Here is an 18,095-nt window from a genome sequence, read left to right as displayed (position 1 = left end):
CTCTCATCAGCGCGTTTCCGCGTCCGGACAGTCCTAATGTGGAACCGTGACGTTACAGGAACTCGGCGATCCGCCCCGGTCCCGGCTGCGCCGTGCGCAAGGCTTCCTTCAGGTCGATCGTCTTCTGAAACAAGGCCCGGCCGACCAGGGCGCCGGCGATGTTCGGAATATGGGCCAGCCGCGCGATATCATCGGCGCCGCGCACGACTCCGCTCGCGATCACCGGCGAACTTGCGTGCCTCGCAAGACCCGAAATCAGGCCCAATTGCGCATCGACTTCGGAGATGTCCGTATCGACATCGGTAATGATGATCCCCGCGAAAGGCGCATTGCCGAACGCCGAAATAAAGGCCTCGGGCGTCAATGCGCTGGCGGTGCGCCACCCCTCGGTCATGACCTGCCCCTGCCAGACATCCACCGCAAGAACGATCTGGTCCGGGTAATATTTCGCCAGTTCCTGCACCAGTTGCGGGTCGCGCGCCGCGAGGGTGCCAATCACCACCCGGCCGACCCCCTTATCGATCCAGCGTTCCACCGTTTCCCGGCTTCGGATTCCGCCGCCCAACTGAACCGGAATGCCCGCGGCCCGTATGATGGTCTCGATAAGATCGCTGTTGTCGGTTCGCCCCTCAACGGCGTCAAAATCTGTGACATGCATCCATTCGGCGCCGTCAGCCGCAAAGCCACGGGCCGTTTCGACCGGATCGACATGCCAGATCATGGCCTGGTCCAGTCGTCCCTTGTCCAGTGACACGCAACGCCCTTGCTGCAATTCAATGGTCGGATAGATCAACATGACGCAAACTCCTGCTGGTGGCCCGTTCTCGCTCGGGACCATAGCACGACCTTTGCCGGAACGTCTGCGGTTTGCGTCTCTGTCTCTGCCTTTTGCGGCGTAGCCAGGCGCTATGGTGGGCCGTGGCGGCGCAGAAGAACCACGGCGGCACCGTCGCTTTCGGATTCCCGTATCTCCGCGTATCCCAGATACGCGGCCAGTCGCAGCGAAACAGTATTGTCCGGATCAATCATGGCGACCAGGGGTCCGGGCATGATCCGGTCGAACCACTCATGCGCGGCCTGCGCCGCTTCCAGTCCGAATCCCGTCCCCCGCGCCTCCGAAGCGAGAACCCAGCCAGCTTCGGGATGGGAATCGAAGTCTTCGCCCAGACCGCGCGCGGCGAAAAAGAACCCGGTTTGCCCGATCATCCGACGGCTGTTCCGCTCGACGATGGCCCATTGTCCGAAACCCCCGCCATCTGCCAATGTCCCGCATTGCGCAGGAACGCATCCCAGGATTGTCCGCGGGTGCGCGGAGCGCTTTGGATGTGGCGCACGACGTCCGGCTCGGACCAGATTTCCGCGTAGCGCCCGAAATCCTCCGGACGCATGGCGCGCAATGTCAGACGCGCCGTATTGATGTTGGGTATGGTTCGCATGATGTGGCGACGCTCTCCGGCCTCTGCTCTGCAGGATCAGTGTCGCAGCGAATCCGATGGACGCAAGTCACAGGGTCGCAAAAAGGAAATCGGCGCCACCTGTCCGGGGACGCCGATCAAGAAATAGTTCTGGCTGACTATCAGGAGGCTTCGCTGATGAACTTCACCGCGTCGCCGAAGGTCTGGATGGTTTCAGCGGCATCGTCGGGGATTTCGATTCCGAATTCTTCTTCGAAGGCCATGACCAGTTCGACAGTGTCGAGGCTGTCCGCGCCGAGATCGTCAATGAACGAAGCGCCTTCAGTCACTTTGTCTTCTTCAACACCCAGATGTTCCACAACGATCTTCTTAACGCGGTCTGCGACGTCGCTCATGTTTGGTCCTCATTCCATTGTGGGCTTTCTCGCCCAAGTCTGCCCTTGCCCGTTCGGGTGGGTTGGTTTTGCCCTCATCAGGCGGCTCGGTCCCGGATCGCCGGGGACGACAGAAGAACGCACTCGCTCCCTGTCAAATTCTGCGCCGCCTATAGCATAGACTGAAAAATTGGCAAACGCTTTCGAAAACCCCGGCAAGCGCCTCGTCCCTGGTCGGAACCTGCCGAAATTTATCCTGTTTTCGCAGATAATCCGTTCCCGCATTCGAAACAAGAGCGGAGTCGAAATCGCGCGCGTGTCAAAAGCCTGTGAATCAGGAAAACCCCGATCCATGGCGCACCAATCCGTCGAACTTGCCGCATCTCCGACCTTCTGGTCGGCATCGCCATGCGGGCCGCGCTTCAGGTGCTTCAGTCCTCAAAGACCTGAAAAACCTTATCGTGAACCTCGGCTGATCAGCCCATTTTTCCGTCCCCGGAAAGCGCCGTATCAGAGCATGGCCATGCCGCCGTTCACATGCAGCGTCGCGCCCGTGACGTATCCCGCCTCCGGACTCGCCAGATACAACACAGCCGCAGCGATCTCGTGGGACTCTCCCATGCGTCCCGCCGGCACCTGGGCCAGGATCCCGGCTTTCTGGTCGTCGCTCAGCTTGTCGGTCATCGCCGTCGCAATGAAGCCCGGCGCCACGGTATTCACGGTGATCCCCCGGCTGGCCACCTCATAGGCGAGGCTCTTGGACATGCCGATCATCCCGGCCTTGGACGCAGCATAGTTCGCCTGCCCCGGATTGCCGGTCGCGCCGACCACCGAGCTGATGTTCACGATCCGGCCCCAACGCGCCTTCATCATCCCGCGGATCGCGCCCTTGCACAGCCTGAACGTGGCGGTCAGGTTCACGTCGATCACGCTCTGCCATTCGTCGTCGGACATGCGCATGAACAGGTTGTCACGTGTTATCCCGGCGTTGTTGACCAGGACATCGAGGCTGCCCATCGCCGCGACGGCCTGTTTCGGCAACGCGTCGACTGCCGCCATGTCGCTCAGGTTGCAAGGCAGCACATGGGCCCGGTCGCCAAGCTCCGCCGCCAATGCCTCGAGCGGCTCCACGCGCGTGCCCGACAGGCTCACGGTCGCGCCCGCCTCCACAAGCATTCGTGCTATTTCGCCGCCGATGCCACCGGACGCCCCGGTAACCAGCGCCGTCTTTCCGGTCAGATCAAACATCTCGATTATCCTTGCTTCAATTTGTCTGCAGCTTCCGCGACATCTTCCGGACCCCCGACCGCCCGGCAGGAGATATTCCGGTCGATCCGGCGGACCATGCCCGACAGCGCCTTTCCGGCGCCGATTTCCCATATCTCGTCAACACCTTGCGATCCCATGTAAAGCACGCTTTCGCGCCACCGGACCGCACCCGTTACCTGCTGCACCAAAAGCGACCGGATCCGATCCGGATCGGCCACCGGCTCCGCCAGGATATTGGCGATCAGGGGAATCGCAGGAGCGGAAATCGAAACCGCATCCAATGCCTCCGCCATGACCTCGGCTGCCGGTTGCATCAAGCGGCAATGAAACGGCGCGCTGACCGGCAACATGACCGCGCGCTTGGCGCCCCGCGACTTGGCCAGTTCCACCGCGCGTTCCACCGCAGCCTTGTTGCCGGACACGACCACCTGCGCCGGGTCATTGTCATTGGCCGCTTCACACACCTCGCCCTGCGCCGCCTCCTTTGAAATGTCCCGGACGGCTTCAAGGTCCAGCCCCAGAAGCGCCGCCATCGCGCCAACGCCGACCGGAACCGCATCCTGCATGGCAGTTCCGCGTGCGCGCAACAATCTGGCCGTGTCGCTAATGCTCAGCGCCCCGGACGCCGCGAGAGCCGAATATTCACCAAGCGAATGACCTGCAACAAAACGCGCATCCGTGATCTTCACACCTTCCGCTTCCAGCGCACACATGGCAGCCAACGACGTGGCCATCAGGGCTGGTTGCGCGTTCCGCGTCATGGTCAGCGTTTCGATATCGCCTTCCCAGACCAGCGCGCTCAGCTTTTCGCCAAGCGCCTCGTCGACTTCCTCAAATACCGCCCGCGCCACCGGATAAGACTCGGCAAGGGCTTGTCCCATCCCGATGGTCTGCGCGCCCTGCCCCGGAAATACGAATGCTCTGCTCATCTTGCGTCTCCACTTTTCCAGGTCCGGCATAGCCCGCGCGGGATCGAGAGGCAACGGCGGCTTGCGGGTTCCCATACGAAGCCGCAGATGCTCGTCGGGCCTGGCAATTCGGGCCTGCCGGTCAAACCGTAACATTGTGCGCCCTTCAATAATGCCTATCCTGACCGCAGTCAGCGGAGCGCAGTATGAATTTCGCCAACACGGACAGGCGCTTCGGCGCGGTCACAAAGACCCTTCACTGGCTGACCGCCTTGATGATTCTGATCGTGATCCCGCTCGGTCTGATCGCGAATAGGATGGCGCAGGAAGCATTCGCGCCCGGCACGACGGAAGATCTCCTGAACCGGTCGCTGCTGCTGTTTTCCCTGCACAAGACCGTTGGAGTCGCGATCTTCCTGCTGTCGCTGGCGCGTATCTCCTGGGCCTTTCTTCAACCCGCGCCCGGCCCCTTGCCCGAAACGCCCCGTATTCAGATGCTCGCAGCGCGGACGATCCATTGGCTTCTCTACGGTTCGCTTTTGCTGGTTCCACTGACCGGCTGGCTGCATCACTCCGCAGCGACAGGATTCGCGCCGATCCTGTGGCCATTCGGGCAGTCCCTGCCGTTCGTGCCGCCTTCAGAAGCTCTGGCATCGGTGTTCGCCGGTCTGCACATCGTGTTGCAGCGAGTCCTGGTCCTGGCGATCCTCTTGCATGTCGCGGGCGCTTTCCTGCACCACTTCGCTTACCGCGACGCCACATTGTTGCGCATGTGGCCCGGGCGGTCCGAGATCCCCGTTCCCGTTGCACGAGGCCGCTCCGCCCTTCCAGGTGCCTTGGCTCTCGCCATCTGGGCAATCGCAGTAGCGGTCGGAGCGGGTCTGGGCATGTACGCGACCGAGCGCCCCGGCGAAAGTTCCGGCGTCCCTCTGGCGACGGAAACAAGCGGTTGGACTGTCACGGACGGCACACTGGCCATCACGATCGAACAGCTTGGAAGTCCGGTGGCAGGCCGTTTCGACGACTGGACTGCCTCGATCTTCTTTGAAGAACGGGACAGCATCGGAATAGCGGGGCATGTCGACGTCACCGTGTCGATCCGGTCACTCGCCTTGGGATCAGTCTCCTCCCAGGCGACGGGTCCGGACTTTCTGGACGGGATCGATTTTCCTGTGGCGCATTTTCGCAGCGACATCTCAAGAACCACGGAAGGTTATGTCCTGTCCGGCCCCCTGACCATTCGCGGCATTTCGGTTCCAGTTTCGATGCCGTTTGATCTGACTCTGGCCGGCGACACGGCGACCGTTTCAGGCGCCGTGATCGTCGATCGACTGATGCACGGTATCGGCACGACTGTCACCGACCCGAAAACGCTTGGCCGATACGTGCAAGTCAAGGTCGATTTGACTGCCGAACGCGTGCCACCGTCCGGGAATCCGTGACGGCGCGCGCCCCCGGATCACGGGAACCGCAAGTTCCGACACGTACGAACAGGTTCAGTTCTCTGCTTTCAGTTCCGAATTTATTTCGATCCGGATCTCGTCCGATCCAATCGGTACGAACGCCCCCATTCCCCACTCCGAACGCTTGATCGTGGCGACTGCGAAAACCCCCAGCCACGTGCCTTGAAACGGCTTGTAGAAGCGACCGACCGGATGTTCCCCGAGATTGAGGACAGTGACATCGAATGTCGCTGCCTTGGTCACGTCCTTGATTGTCAAATCGCCTGTGACAATGACGCTCCTGGGTCCGACCTGCCGGAAAGACGAGGACTGGAAACTGATGTTCGGAAAATTCTCGACGTCAAAAAAGGTCGGTCCAAGCAGATCCTTGTCCAGTTGCGCGACACCTGTCGCGATGCTGCTCACGGGAATGCTGAAGAACGCATTCGACTGCGGCACGGCGTCCAGGGAAAACTGAAGCGATCCGTCGAACTTCGTGAATTCGAGCGATTGTTCCGAAAAACCGGAATGGTCCCAATACGCCCGGACTTCGGTGTGATCAGGATCGGCCGTCCAGGTATCCGCTTCCGCACAGGCGGCAACAACCGCCAAAGCGACCGCGACAAATTTCACCTTCACCTTCATGATCTCCCGAAGCCTTGAGTCGCCGACAGGTTGCGCATTCAAGCCCCGGCGGGCAAGTGCTATGATCATTGCAAGGGCCAGTTCCAGTCGTTCAAGGTCTCATTCGGCCTTGCCGGCCTCGATCGATATCTGCACTTTCACCTCGTCGCCCACGAAAGGCGCGAACTGCCCGAGATCGAAATCCGACCGTATCAGTGTCGCCGTGGCATCGAACCCGACCCATGCCCTGTTTTCGATCGGATGCGGTCCCATCTGGTTCAGCCGTGCATCCAGGACCACCGGCCGCGTGATCCCGTTCATCGACAGATCACCGGCGATGTCCGCACGGTTCTCACCCGTAATCGTAATATGGGTGGACCTGAACGTGATCATGTCCTGCTCCGTCGCACCGAAGAACCCATCGGCCATGAACGTCTCGAACCGTTCCTGCCAGCCCGTCATCATCGACATCACGGGTATGGAAACCGTTACACTGGAGGCTGCGGGGTCATCCGGATGGAACTCGATCTCTCCCGAGAACCCGGAAAACAACCCCCATGTGGTCGAATATCCCAGATGTTCATACTGAAACAGAACCTGGCTGTGGCTGGGATCGAGAACATAGCGTCCTGTCTCCGCGCTCAGCGGCGCGGCGAGAATGGTCAGCGACAGTCCAAACAGGGCCTTCTTCATCTCTTCAAACCTTGGGCGGCACTTCCATCAAATCAGATGGTCCGTGACTGCGATTCCTCAAGGGCCAATCTGTCACGGCCCCGGTTGTGTGGCGCGGATTCAAGGGCCGCAAGCCAACCTTGTCCTGCAAATGGACGGTCTGAGCCGCGCGGAGTGCAACGGTAGGCGCATCCCGAAAGAACAAGCGACAGAAAACACCGACAGGACGCCTGTCCGGCGGCCCAAAGACGCCGGCCGCCCGCCGGATTGACGTGTCGGGCTTGCGACCTTTGGCAAAGCGTGTATACGGAGCGCTCCTTTCGCAACCAATTGAACCGCGCAGTCTCTCGTGGCGGGGCCGCGGAAGGGTCTGGCCCCTCCTTTGAAATGCGCCTTGAAACAAGACAGGAGTCCACATGCCACTCTATGAGCATGTCATGATCGCGCGTCAGGATTTGTCCAACACGCAAGCCGAAGGCCTTATCGAACATTTCGGAGCCGTTCTGACCGACAATGGCGGAAGCCTCGTCGATCACGAATACTGGGGCGTCAAGACGATGGCCTACAAGATCAACAAGAACCGCAAGGGGCACTATGCGTTCCTGCGCAGCGACGCCCCGGCGCCGGCGGTGCAGGAAATGGAACGCCTGATGCGTCTGCACGACGACGTCATGCGGGTTCTGACCATCCGCGTCGATGAGCACAAGGAACTGCCGTCGGTTCAGATGCAGAAACGTGACGACCGCAGCGAACGCCGCGAACGTCGTTGATCAGAAGCTTGAGAAAAGGACTGTAAACCATGGCAGCCAAACCATTTTTCCGCCGTCGCAAAGTATGCCCCTTCTCCGGCGACAACGCTCCGGCCATCGACTACAAAGACACCCGCCTGCTGCAGCGCTACATCAGCGAACGCGGCAAGATCGTGCCTTCCCGTATCACCGCCGTCTCGGCGAAAAAGCAGCGTGAACTGGCCCGCGCCATCAAGCGCGCCCGCTTCCTCGCCCTGCTGCCCTATGCCGTGAACTAAGGAGACTTTGAAATGCAAGTGATCCTTTTGGAACGCGTGGCCAAGCTTGGCCAGATGGGCGACGTCGTCGACGTGAAATCCGGCTATGCCCGCAATTTCCTGTTGCCGCAGGGCAAGGCCCTGTCGGCATCCGAAGCGAATATCGCCGGTTTCGAAGCGCAGAAGGCCCAGCTTGAAGCGCGCAACCTCGAAACCCGCAAGGAAGCTGAAGCGCTCGCCGCCAAACTGGACGGCAAGCAGTTCATCGTGATTCGCTCCGCGTCGGACGCCGGTTCGCTCTACGGGTCGGTCACGACACGCGACGCCGCGGATGTCGCAACCGAGGAAGGCTTTTCGATCGACCGCAAGCAGGTCATCATCGATCGGCCGATCAAGGAACTCGGTCTGCATTCCGTCACGATCGTGCTGCACCCGGAAGTGACTGCGGTAATCCGCCTGAACGTCGCTCGATCGACGGACGAGGCCGAGTTGCAAGCCTCCGGCAAATCCATCCAGGAACTCGCCGCCGAGGAAGAGGCCGCAGCGGAATTCGAGATCGCCGAACTGTTCGACGACATCGGAAGCGCCGCCTCGGATGACGACGATCTCGCGGAAGCCGCTCGCGTGGAAACCGAAGCGACCGAAGACGACAGCAAAGCCTGATCGAAAGCACAGGACGCATGACAAGGCCGCGCGGGTTCCCTCCCGCGCGGCTTTTTCGTGTCAGTCGCGCCGGAACAGCAGCCAGATCGCGTTGATCGAAATCAGCACCAATCCGCTGAGTTCCAGGACCCAGTTCATCCGAACATCTTTCACCCGGAAATTGATCACCTCGTCGAAATGGTGAAACCCGACGGCGCGCACTGCGACGAAGGAGATGACCAGAAGCAGCCCCAGCAGCGCCAGCCAGACCTGCCGCAAGTGCTGCCGCATCAGCCAGAATGCCCCTGCTCCCAGGATTGCACAGACGGCCAGCAAACCGAGTATGAACCGGAACTGGAACTGCTGGCGGTGCTCATACCAGCCCTGTATCTGGGAAATGCAGCGCCCGGTTGCCGTGAAAGCCGATTGCAGGTCCAGTTGTTTGTTGACCATCAAAGCCGCAAGCAAGACGGCAAGCGCCCATCCAAAGACCCGAACTGCCCGGTCCGGCGCCCGAGAGAACGCCACCGCGCACAGCAGTGCCGCGCCGCCATAGGCTGCCACCGTGACCCATCCCATGACACTTGCGTCGCCGATTTTCGGCGACCAGCGGGCAAAGACGCAATCGCTAAGGTCCGACCACGCGATCATCGGATATTCCCGCATCAGCCGTTCCCGAAATTTTCCCCGGTCTCCTGCGGCGCCATGCGGATCAGGCGCGAATCCCGGACCGCCGCCTGACGATGCAGCATGGCCTCGCGGTATGCGCTGTCTTTCAGCATTTCAAGGAACGCCGACGGTTGCGGATACTCGGCGATGAAACACAAGTCCCAGACACGGTCCCTGGGGCCGATGACCATCTGTTCCATTCTGCCGCGCCAGACGATCCGCCCGCCAACCCGTGCGAAAATCGGTGCGCTCAATCGTCCATAGGCCGCGTAGGCATCCCTGCCGCTGACACGCGATCCATCCGGGTAGTCGGCCCAGTCACGCAGCAGGACAAGGTTGAGCATGTGAATCGGACCCGGTCGGTCATTCGCCTTGAACGCCTCGTATTCTTCCTTGCCAAAGCCGACGTGTTCCATTCGCTTCGCCTCTTGCCCATGCGCCTATTCGTCAACTTGGCCTGACCGCGGCTCCGGGACAAGCCATCTCATCGGCAGATCGCCGCGCATCATTTCCCATGCCTCTTGCCCTGCGCCGCCGATCCGGTAACGGTTTTCGCGCAGTAGAAACAACCTTGGTCACCACATGTCTCCTCTGTCCCGCCGGCGTGCCCTGGCCGTCATCGCAATCGGCCTTGCAACATCCGCCTGTGCCCGAAACGAAACTCCGGAACGCCTGGCCGCGACGCCGTTATATCCCAACGAAACACCGGAACTGCGCGAGCTGATCAATACCTACGCCGATCTTTACGAAATTCCGCGGCCGCTGGTGCATCGTCTCGCCATTCGCGAGAGCACCCACCGCCCCGAAGCGATCAACCGCCCCTATTACGGTTTGCTGCAAATCCTTCCGGCGACCGCAAGATCCATGGGGTTCCGCGGCAAGCCGGAGGATCTTCTGGATGCCGAAACCAACTTGAAATACGCCGGCAAGTATCTGCGCGGCGCCTGGTTGCTGGCCGACGGCAGCTACGACAACGCGGTCAAACACTATTCCCGCGGCTATTACTACGAAGCCAAGAAACGCGGGATGCTGGTCGAAACCGGACTGGTGCAACCGACCGTCATCGAATGAACGGCACGGCACGCGGCAATACAGGCTAAACCTCTGCCGCGTCACCGCATCAGTCGTCTGTCGTCATCATCTTCCAGATCATTGCGCCGATCGCTGCACCGGCCAGAGGCGCGGCCCAGAATAGCCAGAGCTGGCCCAAGGCAGGCCCCTCCGCGAAAAGGGCCACCCCGGTGGACCGCGCCGGGTTGACCGAGGTGTTCGTGACCGGAATCGAGATCAGGTGGATGAGCGTCAATGCGAGACCGATCGCGATCGGGGCAAACCCGGCGGGCGCCCCCTTCGATGTCGCCCCGAGAATGATGATCAGGAAGAAGGCGGTCAGGACGATCTCGATCACGAGCGCGGACAGCATCCCGTATTTCTCCGGCGACGCTTCGCCGAACCCGTTGGAAGCAAAGCCACCGACGCCCTGAAAATCGGCCATCCCCGTGAACACCACGTAAAGCGTCGCCGCGGCCGCCGTCGCCCCAAGGACCTGCGCAGCCCAGTAGGGCAGCAATTCGGAACTGCTGTGTCGGCCGCCGATGACCAGCCCGAGGGTCACGGCAGGATTGAAATGGCCTCCGGATATATGCCCGACAGCATAGGCCATGGTGAGGACGGTCAGGCCGAAAGCGAGGCTGACCCCAAGCCAGCCAATTCCCACATTCGCGACACCTGCCGCCAGGATCGCGCTTCCACAACCGCCGAAAACCAACCAGTAGGTGCCGAAAAACTCGGCCAGAAATTTCTTTGTCATATTCATGCTCCAGGAAACCACAGGGAAAACCATTTGCTGATTCTGAAATTTTGGCAAAGCATTTGAGAACACGAAGGTCACGTTTTCGACCGATCCCGCGCCGACGCCGATCCATACCGACCCGACGCCCCAGCAAAAGGACAATCCCATGCCGCTCCATCTTGATCGCCGTTCCTTCCTCGCCGGCAGCGCCGGTCTGATCGCCCTGCATCCGTTTTCGGTTCACGCGGCGGCAAACCAGGCCCACCTGCGCCTGATGGAAACCACCGATCTGCATGTGCATGTGTTTCCCTACGACTACTACGCGGACAAACCGCGCGACACGGTCGGGCTTGCACGCACCGCATCGACCGTGCGCGCGATCCGGGCGGAGGCAACCAATTCCCTGTTGCTGGACAATGGCGATTTTCTTCAGGGAAACCCGATGGGCGACTACATCGCCTATGAACGCGGCATGAAGGAAGGCGACATGCATCCGGTGATCGCCGCCATGAACGCCGTCGGATTCGACGCGGCGACGCTGGGCAATCACGAATTCAACTACGGGCTCGATTTCCTGATGAAATCCCTGGCGGGAGCCGCTTTTCCGGTTGTCTGCGCCAACGTCGCCAAGGCCTTGGGGGCCGCGCCCGGCGGCGACACCACGTTGATCGACCCCTATGTCATTCTCGACCGGACCCTGACGGACGGGGCGGGAACGCGACTTCCGATCCGGATCGGCCTCGTCGGATTTGTCCCGCCGCAGATCATGAATTGGGACCGCCGCCATCTCGAAGGCAACGTGCAGGCGCGCGACATCCTTGAAACCGCCCGTGCGCTGGTGCCCGAGATGAAGGAACAGGGTGCCGACATCATCATCGCGCTGTCTCATTCCGGCATCGGTGCGGCGCAGGAAAGCGAGGGGATGGAGAATGCATCGGTCCCGCTTGCGGCGATCGAAGGGATCGACGCGGTGATGACCGGGCATAGCCACCTCGTCTTTCCGTCCGACACCTATGCCGGTTACGCCGCCATCGACGCGCAGGCCGGCACGATCCACGGCAAGCCCGCCACCATGGGCGGGTTCTGGGGCAGCCATCTGGGTGTGATCGACCTGATCCTAGAACGCGACGGCAATGGCTGGCGCATCACCGGCCATTCCGCCGAAGCCCGGCCCATTTCCCGGCGCAACGAAGACCGTTCCTACACGGCGCTGGTGGAAAGCGACGCGGCGGTTCTGGCATCCGTCCAGAAGGAACACGATGAAACGCTTGCCTATGTCCGCCGCGCGGTCGGCAAGACCAATGCACCGCTGCACAGCTATTTCGCGCTCGTGGCGGACGATCCGTCGATCCAGATCGTGTCGATGGCGCAGACCTGGTATATCAAGGAAATGCTGCTCGGAACGGAGTACGAAGACCTGCCGGTCCTCTCGGCCGCGGCGCCGTTCAAGGCCGGCGGCCGGGGCGGCCCGGAATACTACACGGACGTGCCAAAGGGAGATGTCGCGATCAAGAACGTGTCCGACCTGTATCTTTACCCGAACACGGCGCGCGCCGTGCTCGTCACCGGGGCACAAGTCAAGGATTGGCTGGAACGCTCTGCCGGGATGTTCAACCGGATCGAACCCGGCAAACCAGACCAGCCTTTGCTGAACACTGAATTTCCGTCCTACAATTTCGATGTGATTGACGGCGTGACCTACCGGATCGATCTCAGCCAGCCATCGAAATTCGACACCAAGGGCGAATTGATCAATCCCGAAGCGAACCGTATCACCGACCTCAAGTTTGACGGGCAACCAATTGACCTGGAACAGAACTTCGTCATCGCGACCAACAATTACCGTGCAAGCGGCGGCGGCAGTTTTCCCGGTGCTATGGACGATACCGTGATTTTCGAAGGTCCCGACACGAACCGCGATGTGATCGTCCGATACATCGTTCAACACGGCACCATCAACCCCAGGGCGGACGCGAACTGGTCGTTCAAACCCTTGGACGGCGCATCCGTCCTGTTCGACACCGGCCCAAGATCGCAGACCTACCTGGACGACGTGCAGGGCGTGGTCATCGAACCCGCCGGGAATGGCCCTGACGGTTTCGCCCGTTACCGCATCGACTTGTGACAGCGCACCATCGGTCATTCAACCGATTGGATAAAATGCAAGGTCAATTCAATCAGAAAGCCATTGCCTGTTCGGGCAATGTCATGCAGACTTTGCCAAGGGCTAGGAGACGGTAGCACCGGATGCGGCTCTGGTTCACTCGCGGGCCGACCTCGATTACCCGCGGGAACCGGACGATCAGGCGCGAACAAATCGGAGATTTTGACGCAGATGAACATGGTGGACGTAGTAGTTGGACAGCGCATCCGCGCTTGCAGGCTCGCCGCGAACATGAGCCAGGCCGATCTCGGCTCCGCGGTCGGAGTCAGATTTCAGCAGGTTCAGAAGTATGAAACCGGATCCAACCGGGTCAGTGCCTCGAGGCTGTGGGCGATTGCGGACGCTCTGAATGTGGATGTCACGCATTTCTTCGATGGTATCGAACAAGGGACAGATGACGGCACCGGTGATGCGCCCGTGTTGCTGGACAAACTGACCTACTTGTCCGATCCGGACGTTGTCCAGATGGTGGAGGCCTACAGCTCCCTTCCGGGCGAACAGAAACGGGCTGTCCTGGCGTTCATCCGTTCGATGGCAGATACCGACACGAAACCCAGACTGAAGGTGCCAAGCTAGCCTGGGCATTCATGCACCGGCACCGAGGACACAGAATTGAAACTGATCGATCTCAGTTCGGTACAGAACGTGCACCAGCATGCTGGGTCCTATCTGGACGAGTTGTGTCAGTTGCTCGAATTCGACTACGCGTCCTATGCCACGATCAATCCGGTCAGCGGCGACGTGCAGGGCTATGCCAATTATCCTGACGCATGGAAGTTACATTACGCAAAGCAAAGCTACCACAACCTTGACCCCACCTTGACGCAATCCGCAAAAAGCATCGCTCCCGTCGATTGGGGTTGTTTCGAACAGAACACGAAATTCACCAAGGTTTTCAAGGATGCCCACGATTTCGGGATAAGCGATCGCGGCCTGACGGTTCCCGTCCGCGGCCCTTACGGCGATTGCGGGCTGTTGAGCGTCACCCGGGATTGTTCCCCGGTGGAATGGGAGAAGCTGAAAAAATCCGTGATCGGCGACCTGCAGGCGTCCGCCGTTCACATGCATGACAACGTGACGAAAACGGGCGTGCTGGCGCGGGCGATCTCGATGCCTGCGTTGTCCTCCCGCGAAGTCGAAATTCTGCAATGGGTGGCCGCGGGCAAGTCTCAGCAGGACATTGGCGATATCCTGTCCATTTCACACCGCACCGTCGAAGTTCACCTGCGTTCCGGGCGCGAAAAGCTCGGCGCCCTTTCGACGCCGCAGGCGGTTGGCCGCGCAATTGGTCTCAACCTGATCATGCCGGGCTGACAGCGTCGGAAAATCGACCTACGGGAATTCCCCAATAGATCAAATATCCTGCATCTATAGTTTTGGTGGCAGGAATAGATGGGGAACGAAAATGATCATTACGATAGACTCACTGAACAGGCACAAATTCGGTTCGGTTCTGGATGACATGTACAGGCTTCGCGCGCGCGTGTTCCAGGGCCGTCTGGGTTGGGACGTGAATGTTCAGGACGGCATGGAAAGAGACGAATTCGACGATCTCGATCCGACGCATGTCGTCAGCCTCGACGATGACGGGAATGTCGTCGGGTGCATGCGACTGCTGCAAACCACCGGCCCGCACATGCTGGCCGATGTGTTCTACAGCATTCTTGATGGCGAACCGCCTCTGCGCAGCTCCCGGCTTTGGGAAGCGACACGGTTCTGCGTCGACACAGCCAGGCTTTCGGGCGGAAAATCGCGCAACTCGATTTCCTACGTGACCAGCGAGGTCATGATCGGAGCCTTCGAATACGCCCAGAAAGCCGGCGTGCTCGACGCTGTGGCCGTCATCGACCCGGTGATGAACCGGGTGCTCAAACGGTCCGGGAACGCGCCGTATGATTATGTCGGCAGTGCAAAACCGATGGGAAAAGTGACGGCCATGGCCGCGCTGATGGACTGCTCGGACGAACGCATTGCCAGCATCCGCGAATTTTCGGACATCCGCGGCAACGTGTTCTCGTCGGAAGAAGAGGTGATTGCCCTTATCGCCGAAAAATCGCGGCCGAAGTCCGACAACTGCATTCCGTTTCGTCCGGCCAAAGGCTCATCGGGCGAATTGCAGGACTACTTCGTCCAGCAGTTGCGCGATGCAAACAGCCCCGAAGAAATCGTGGCGGTCCGCCAGCTCATCGAAGCCGTATCGGGCACATTGTCGGACAAATCGCGACAAGCCCTGCGTCGTTTCAACTGATCTGGTCAAGCCTGCCTGGCGGAGCTGGCAGAACCGACAATTTCATTTCAGGCCAAGACCACTCACGACCAAGACTTACACTCGAAAACGAAAAGAGCCGCCCTCAGAGGCGGCTCTTGCCGTTTCCGCATCAGAAAGCCTGGCACTTGGGCCAGACGGACTGATCCTTATTCGTCTTCCATGGCTTCGACAGCCTTCTGGAGATCGTCCTTGCCGACTTCCTTGTCCGTGACTGTCGCCAGTTCGAAGATGTAGTCGACAACCTTGTCCTCAAAGATCGGCGCGCGCATTTGCTGCTGCATCTGCTGGTTCTGCTGCACGAATTCGAAGAATTGGCGCTCCTGCCCCGGATACTGACGGGCCTGGTTCATGATCGCCTGTGTCATCTCGGCGTCGGTGACTTCGACTTCGGCCTTCTGTCCAAGCTCGGCCAGCAGCAGCCCGAGGCGGACGCGCCGCGCGGCCAGTTTCTGGTGCTCGTCGGTCGGCGTGATTTCCGGGTGATCGTGGCCGGTCACATCCGGGTTCTCGTCATGCCAGAGCTGGTGGGCGATCTGTCCCGCTTCCGCTTCCAGAAGGCTCGGCGGAAGGTCGAATTCGACCAACTTGTCCAGAGCGTCCAGCAGGGCACGTTTCATCACGGCCCGCGAGGCACCCGCGTATTCCGCTTCCAGACGTTCGCCGATCTGGACCTTGAGCGCCGCCAGATCCTCTGCCCCGAATTTCTTGGCCAGCTCGTCGTCGATGGTCGCCGCCACCGGCTGTTTGACTTCTTTGATCGTGCAATCGAACTGGGCTTCCTTCCCGGCCAGGTGCGTGGCCTGATATTCCTCGGGGAAACTGACAGTCACGGTCTTTTCTTCGCCGGCCTTCACGCCCAACAGCTGATCCTCGAAACCGGGGATGAAGCTGTTGGATCCCAGGACCAGCGGATAATCCTCGGCCGCACCGCCCTCAAACGCTTCTCCGTCGACCTTTCCGACGAAATCCATGACGACCTGATCGCCGTCCTTGGCCTTGGAGCCTTTCTTGCGCGGCTCGAAGTTCTGGGCCGTTTCAGCCAGGTTGCCAAGGGCTTCCTCGACGTCGGCTTCGCTGGCCTTGACCACCAGCTTTTCCAGCGTGACCGACTTCAGATCGACCTCGGGAATGGCCGGAAGGGCTTCGTAGGACAGCGCGACTTCGACGTCGTCGCCTTCCTTCCAGTCCTCGTTGGTCATCTTGACCTCGGGCTGCATCGCCGGACGGTCGCCGCTTTCCTCGAAATGTTTGCTCATGGCGCCATCGATGCTTTCCTGCATCGCTTCGCCCATCAGACGCTGACCGAACTGCTTCTTCAGCAGCGGCATCGGAACCTTGCCCTTGCGAAACCCTTTCATCTCGATTTCGGGTTGGGCTTCGGCAAGTTTCTCGTTGACCTTCGCTTCCAGCTCGGCAGCCGTAACCGTGATCGCGTAGCCTCGCTTCAGTCCGTCGTTCAGCGTCTCTGTGACCTGCATCCTAGTTCCCCATAGGTTCCTGCGTGCGCAATACGCACAACGTTCAAATTTGTGGCCTTCTATTTGTCTGCGCAGGTCGGCGCAAGGGGCATTGACGGTTATCGGACAGCAGCGCCGCACCGGATGTCGTCCCGGTGGCGCACACCGCAAGCATGTCGATGCGCCCGGCATTCTCCAGATGCCGGATGTATACCCTTGCGCGAAGCGTTCGATCATGCGCCGGCTGGGCGCGCGTTCCTCCTGCGCATCTTCGACGCGGCGGCGTCAGGGGCCACCTCGACGCGGCCGGTCTTGAAACACACCTTGGCCTCGGCGACTCAGTGCCGGGCATGGCTTTCTCCTTTGTCCGTGCGGCCCGGCTTCGGGCTGGACCTTGCTGGCATCTTCAAGATAGGCTGTCCGCAAGCGCGCAGGGACAAGCGGTCAACGTAAGGAATTCTTGCATGGATGCACAGGAACAGAACTGGGACGATTACCGCCTGTTCCTGGCCATCGCGCAGGCGGGCAGCCTGTCGGGGGCGGCGCGGCTGCTGGGCGTGACGCATTCGACGGTGTTTCGCCGCCTTGGCAGCTTCGAGAACCGCATTGGCGTGCGTCTGTTCGAGCGCCTGCCCTCGGGCTACGCCCTGACCGCCGCCGGCGAGGCCATGCAGCCGGCGGCCGCCCGCATCGACGACGAGATCGCCGCCATCCGCCGCCAGGTCACGGGCCAGGACCAGCGGCCGAGCGGACAGGTCCGCATCACCACCACCGACATGCTGGCCATCGGGTTGCTGCCGCCGCATCTGGCGGCGTTTCGGCGCGAATGGCCGGGCATTGATCTGGAACTGCTGGTCTCGGACATGCGGCTCGATCTGACCCGGCGCGAAGCGGATGTGGCTCTGCGCCTTGGCAATCCCGTGCAGGAAACCCTGGTCGGACGCCGGGTGGGACGACTGGCCTTCGGCGTCTATGCCAGCGCCGCGCGCCAGCGTGCCGGAATCGCCGGAGATCTGGCGCGCAACGACTGGATCGGCTTTGGCAGTGGCCATGCGCCCCTGCGTCAGGCGCTCAAGGACTGGCTGCCCGGCCTGCGCCCGCAATTCCGCACCAATTCGATCTCGGCGGCGGTTGCGGCGGCACGCGCCGGCACCGGCCTTGCGCCGCTGCCCTGCGCCATCGCCGATCCCGACCCCGAACTGGTGCGCGTGGCACCGTTCCCGGACGATTTCCGCCTCGACCTGTGGCTGCTCACCCATGAGGATCTGCGCCAGACCGCCCGCATCCGCGCCTTCGTCGATTTCATCGCCGAGGCACTGGCGGCGCAGGCCGACCTGCTGGAGGGCCGCCGCCCGCGTGACGGAAAACCGGCCGGGGCGTGATGCCCCGGCC

Annotated in this window: 20 protein-coding genes and 1 pseudogene; 10 read left to right on the top strand and 11 right to left on the bottom strand. The window is 60.9% G+C overall.

Features of this window, described 5'->3' with window-relative positions; translation table 11 throughout:
• Positions 1-52 precede the first annotated feature (52 nt).
• The 5 genes and pseudogenes from QO034_RS07410 to fabD all read right to left on the bottom strand — a co-directional run bounded on the left by QO034_RS07410 (position 53) and on the right by fabD (position 3,987).
• On the bottom strand, positions 53-796 hold the full coding sequence (locus QO034_RS07410; protein WP_284484875.1) for a 1-(5-phosphoribosyl)-5-[(5-phosphoribosylamino)methylideneamino]imidazole-4-carboxamide isomerase: 744 nt from the start codon (positions 794-796) through the stop codon (positions 53-55).
• Between the two features lie 110 nt (positions 797-906).
• Positions 907-1,388, bottom strand: a pseudogene (locus QO034_RS07405) (GNAT family N-acetyltransferase).
• Between the two features lie 188 nt (positions 1,389-1,576).
• Positions 1,577-1,810 carry an acyl carrier protein gene (locus QO034_RS07400; RefSeq protein ID WP_284484874.1) on the bottom strand — a complete coding sequence of 78 codons (234 nt, stop codon included), beginning with the start codon at positions 1,808-1,810 and terminating at the stop codon, positions 1,577-1,579.
• A gap of 489 nt (positions 1,811-2,299) precedes the next feature.
• Positions 2,300-3,037, bottom strand: coding sequence for a 3-oxoacyl-[acyl-carrier-protein] reductase (gene fabG / locus QO034_RS07395; protein WP_284484873.1), 738 nt, complete (start codon positions 3,035-3,037; stop codon positions 2,300-2,302).
• 5 nt (positions 3,038-3,042) lie between these two features.
• Positions 3,043-3,987, bottom strand: a complete 945-nt coding sequence (fabD, locus tag QO034_RS07390; protein WP_284484872.1) for an ACP S-malonyltransferase — start codon at positions 3,985-3,987, stop codon at positions 3,043-3,045.
• A gap of 185 nt (positions 3,988-4,172) precedes the next feature.
• Between fabD and QO034_RS07385 the strand changes: the two genes are divergently transcribed.
• A complete protein-coding gene (locus QO034_RS07385; protein ID WP_284484871.1) occupies positions 4,173-5,408 on the top strand; it encodes a cytochrome b/b6 domain-containing protein in 1,236 nt (411 codons plus the stop codon).
• 54 nt (positions 5,409-5,462) lie between these two features.
• Here QO034_RS07385 and QO034_RS07380 read toward each other — a convergent pair whose 3' ends face one another.
• The gene (locus QO034_RS07380) at positions 5,463-6,047 is read right to left on the bottom strand and encodes a YceI family protein (protein ID WP_284484870.1); all 585 of its coding nucleotides are present in this window, start codon (positions 6,045-6,047) and stop codon (positions 5,463-5,465) included.
• 105 nt (positions 6,048-6,152) lie between these two features.
• Positions 6,153-6,725 (bottom strand): YceI family protein, encoded by a 573-nt coding sequence (locus QO034_RS07375; protein ID WP_284484869.1) that lies wholly within the window; start codon positions 6,723-6,725, stop codon positions 6,153-6,155.
• A gap of 395 nt (positions 6,726-7,120) precedes the next feature.
• Between QO034_RS07375 and rpsF the strand changes: the two genes are divergently transcribed.
• The 3 genes from rpsF to rplI are packed head-to-tail and all read left to right on the top strand — an operon-like array spanning position 7,121 to position 8,373.
• Positions 7,121-7,474 (top strand): 30S ribosomal protein S6, encoded by a 354-nt coding sequence (gene rpsF / locus QO034_RS07370; protein ID WP_284484868.1) that lies wholly within the window; start codon positions 7,121-7,123, stop codon positions 7,472-7,474.
• A gap of 29 nt (positions 7,475-7,503) precedes the next feature.
• On the top strand, positions 7,504-7,731 hold the full coding sequence (gene rpsR / locus QO034_RS07365; protein WP_184565978.1) for a 30S ribosomal protein S18: 228 nt from the start codon (positions 7,504-7,506) through the stop codon (positions 7,729-7,731).
• Between the two features lie 12 nt (positions 7,732-7,743).
• Positions 7,744-8,373 carry a 50S ribosomal protein L9 gene (rplI, locus tag QO034_RS07360; protein ID WP_284484867.1) on the top strand — a complete coding sequence of 210 codons (630 nt, stop codon included), beginning with the start codon at positions 7,744-7,746 and terminating at the stop codon, positions 8,371-8,373.
• Between the two features lie 60 nt (positions 8,374-8,433).
• Here the strand turns inward: rplI and QO034_RS07355 are convergent, their stop codons facing one another.
• Positions 8,434-9,018: an isopropylmalate isomerase gene (locus QO034_RS07355; protein ID WP_284484866.1), complete on the bottom strand. Its 585-nt coding sequence runs from the start codon at positions 9,016-9,018 to the stop codon at positions 8,434-8,436.
• Positions 9,018-9,437, bottom strand: a complete 420-nt coding sequence (locus QO034_RS07350) for a DUF1330 domain-containing protein (RefSeq protein ID WP_284484865.1) — start codon at positions 9,435-9,437, stop codon at positions 9,018-9,020. The genes QO034_RS07355 and QO034_RS07350 overlap by 1 nt, the downstream gene beginning before the upstream one ends.
• 166 nt (positions 9,438-9,603) lie before the next feature.
• On the opposite strand from QO034_RS07350, the gene QO034_RS07345 reads away from it, so the two are divergent.
• A complete protein-coding gene (locus QO034_RS07345) occupies positions 9,604-10,092 on the top strand; it encodes a lytic transglycosylase domain-containing protein (RefSeq protein WP_284484864.1) in 489 nt (162 codons plus the stop codon).
• Positions 10,093-10,141: 49 nt separating this feature from the next.
• On the opposite strand, the gene aqpZ is transcribed toward QO034_RS07345, so the two are convergent.
• Entirely contained in the window at positions 10,142-10,831 is a 690-nt protein-coding gene (gene aqpZ, locus QO034_RS07340) for an aquaporin Z (protein ID WP_284484863.1), read from the bottom strand.
• A 148-nt stretch (positions 10,832-10,979) separates the two neighbouring features.
• Between aqpZ and QO034_RS07335 the strand changes: the two genes are divergently transcribed.
• The 4 genes from QO034_RS07335 (at position 10,980) to QO034_RS07320 (ending at position 15,225) form a co-directional block, all read left to right on the top strand.
• Positions 10,980-12,938: a bifunctional 2',3'-cyclic-nucleotide 2'-phosphodiesterase/3'-nucleotidase gene (locus QO034_RS07335; protein WP_284484862.1), complete on the top strand. Its 1,959-nt coding sequence runs from the start codon at positions 10,980-10,982 to the stop codon at positions 12,936-12,938.
• A 210-nt stretch (positions 12,939-13,148) separates the two neighbouring features.
• Positions 13,149-13,553, top strand: a complete 405-nt coding sequence (locus QO034_RS07330) for a helix-turn-helix domain-containing protein (RefSeq protein ID WP_284484861.1) — start codon at positions 13,149-13,151, stop codon at positions 13,551-13,553.
• A 36-nt stretch (positions 13,554-13,589) separates the two neighbouring features.
• On the top strand, positions 13,590-14,291 hold the full coding sequence (locus tag QO034_RS07325; protein ID WP_284484860.1) for a LuxR family transcriptional regulator: 702 nt from the start codon (positions 13,590-13,592) through the stop codon (positions 14,289-14,291).
• A 91-nt stretch (positions 14,292-14,382) separates the two neighbouring features.
• Positions 14,383-15,225 (top strand): acyl-homoserine-lactone synthase, encoded by an 843-nt coding sequence (locus tag QO034_RS07320; RefSeq protein ID WP_284484859.1) that lies wholly within the window; start codon positions 14,383-14,385, stop codon positions 15,223-15,225.
• A gap of 167 nt (positions 15,226-15,392) precedes the next feature.
• On the opposite strand, the gene tig is transcribed toward QO034_RS07320, so the two are convergent.
• Positions 15,393-16,724 (bottom strand): trigger factor, encoded by a 1,332-nt coding sequence (gene tig, locus QO034_RS07315; protein WP_284484858.1) that lies wholly within the window; start codon positions 16,722-16,724, stop codon positions 15,393-15,395.
• A 443-nt stretch (positions 16,725-17,167) separates the two neighbouring features.
• Here tig and QO034_RS07310 point away from each other — a divergent pair, with 443 nt between their 5' ends.
• Complete coding sequence (locus QO034_RS07310) at positions 17,168-18,085, top strand: LysR family transcriptional regulator (RefSeq protein WP_284484857.1); 918 nt, start codon at positions 17,168-17,170, stop codon at positions 18,083-18,085.
• Positions 18,086-18,095: the final 10 nt, after the last annotated feature.

It is taken from the genome of Sedimentitalea xiamensis (assembly GCF_030164465.1).
Taxonomy (GTDB): Bacteria; Pseudomonadota; Alphaproteobacteria; order Rhodobacterales; family Rhodobacteraceae; genus Sedimentitalea; species Sedimentitalea xiamensis.
The sequence above is the reverse complement of the archived record's forward strand: the minus strand, read 5'-3'. Positions and strand labels throughout refer to the sequence as shown.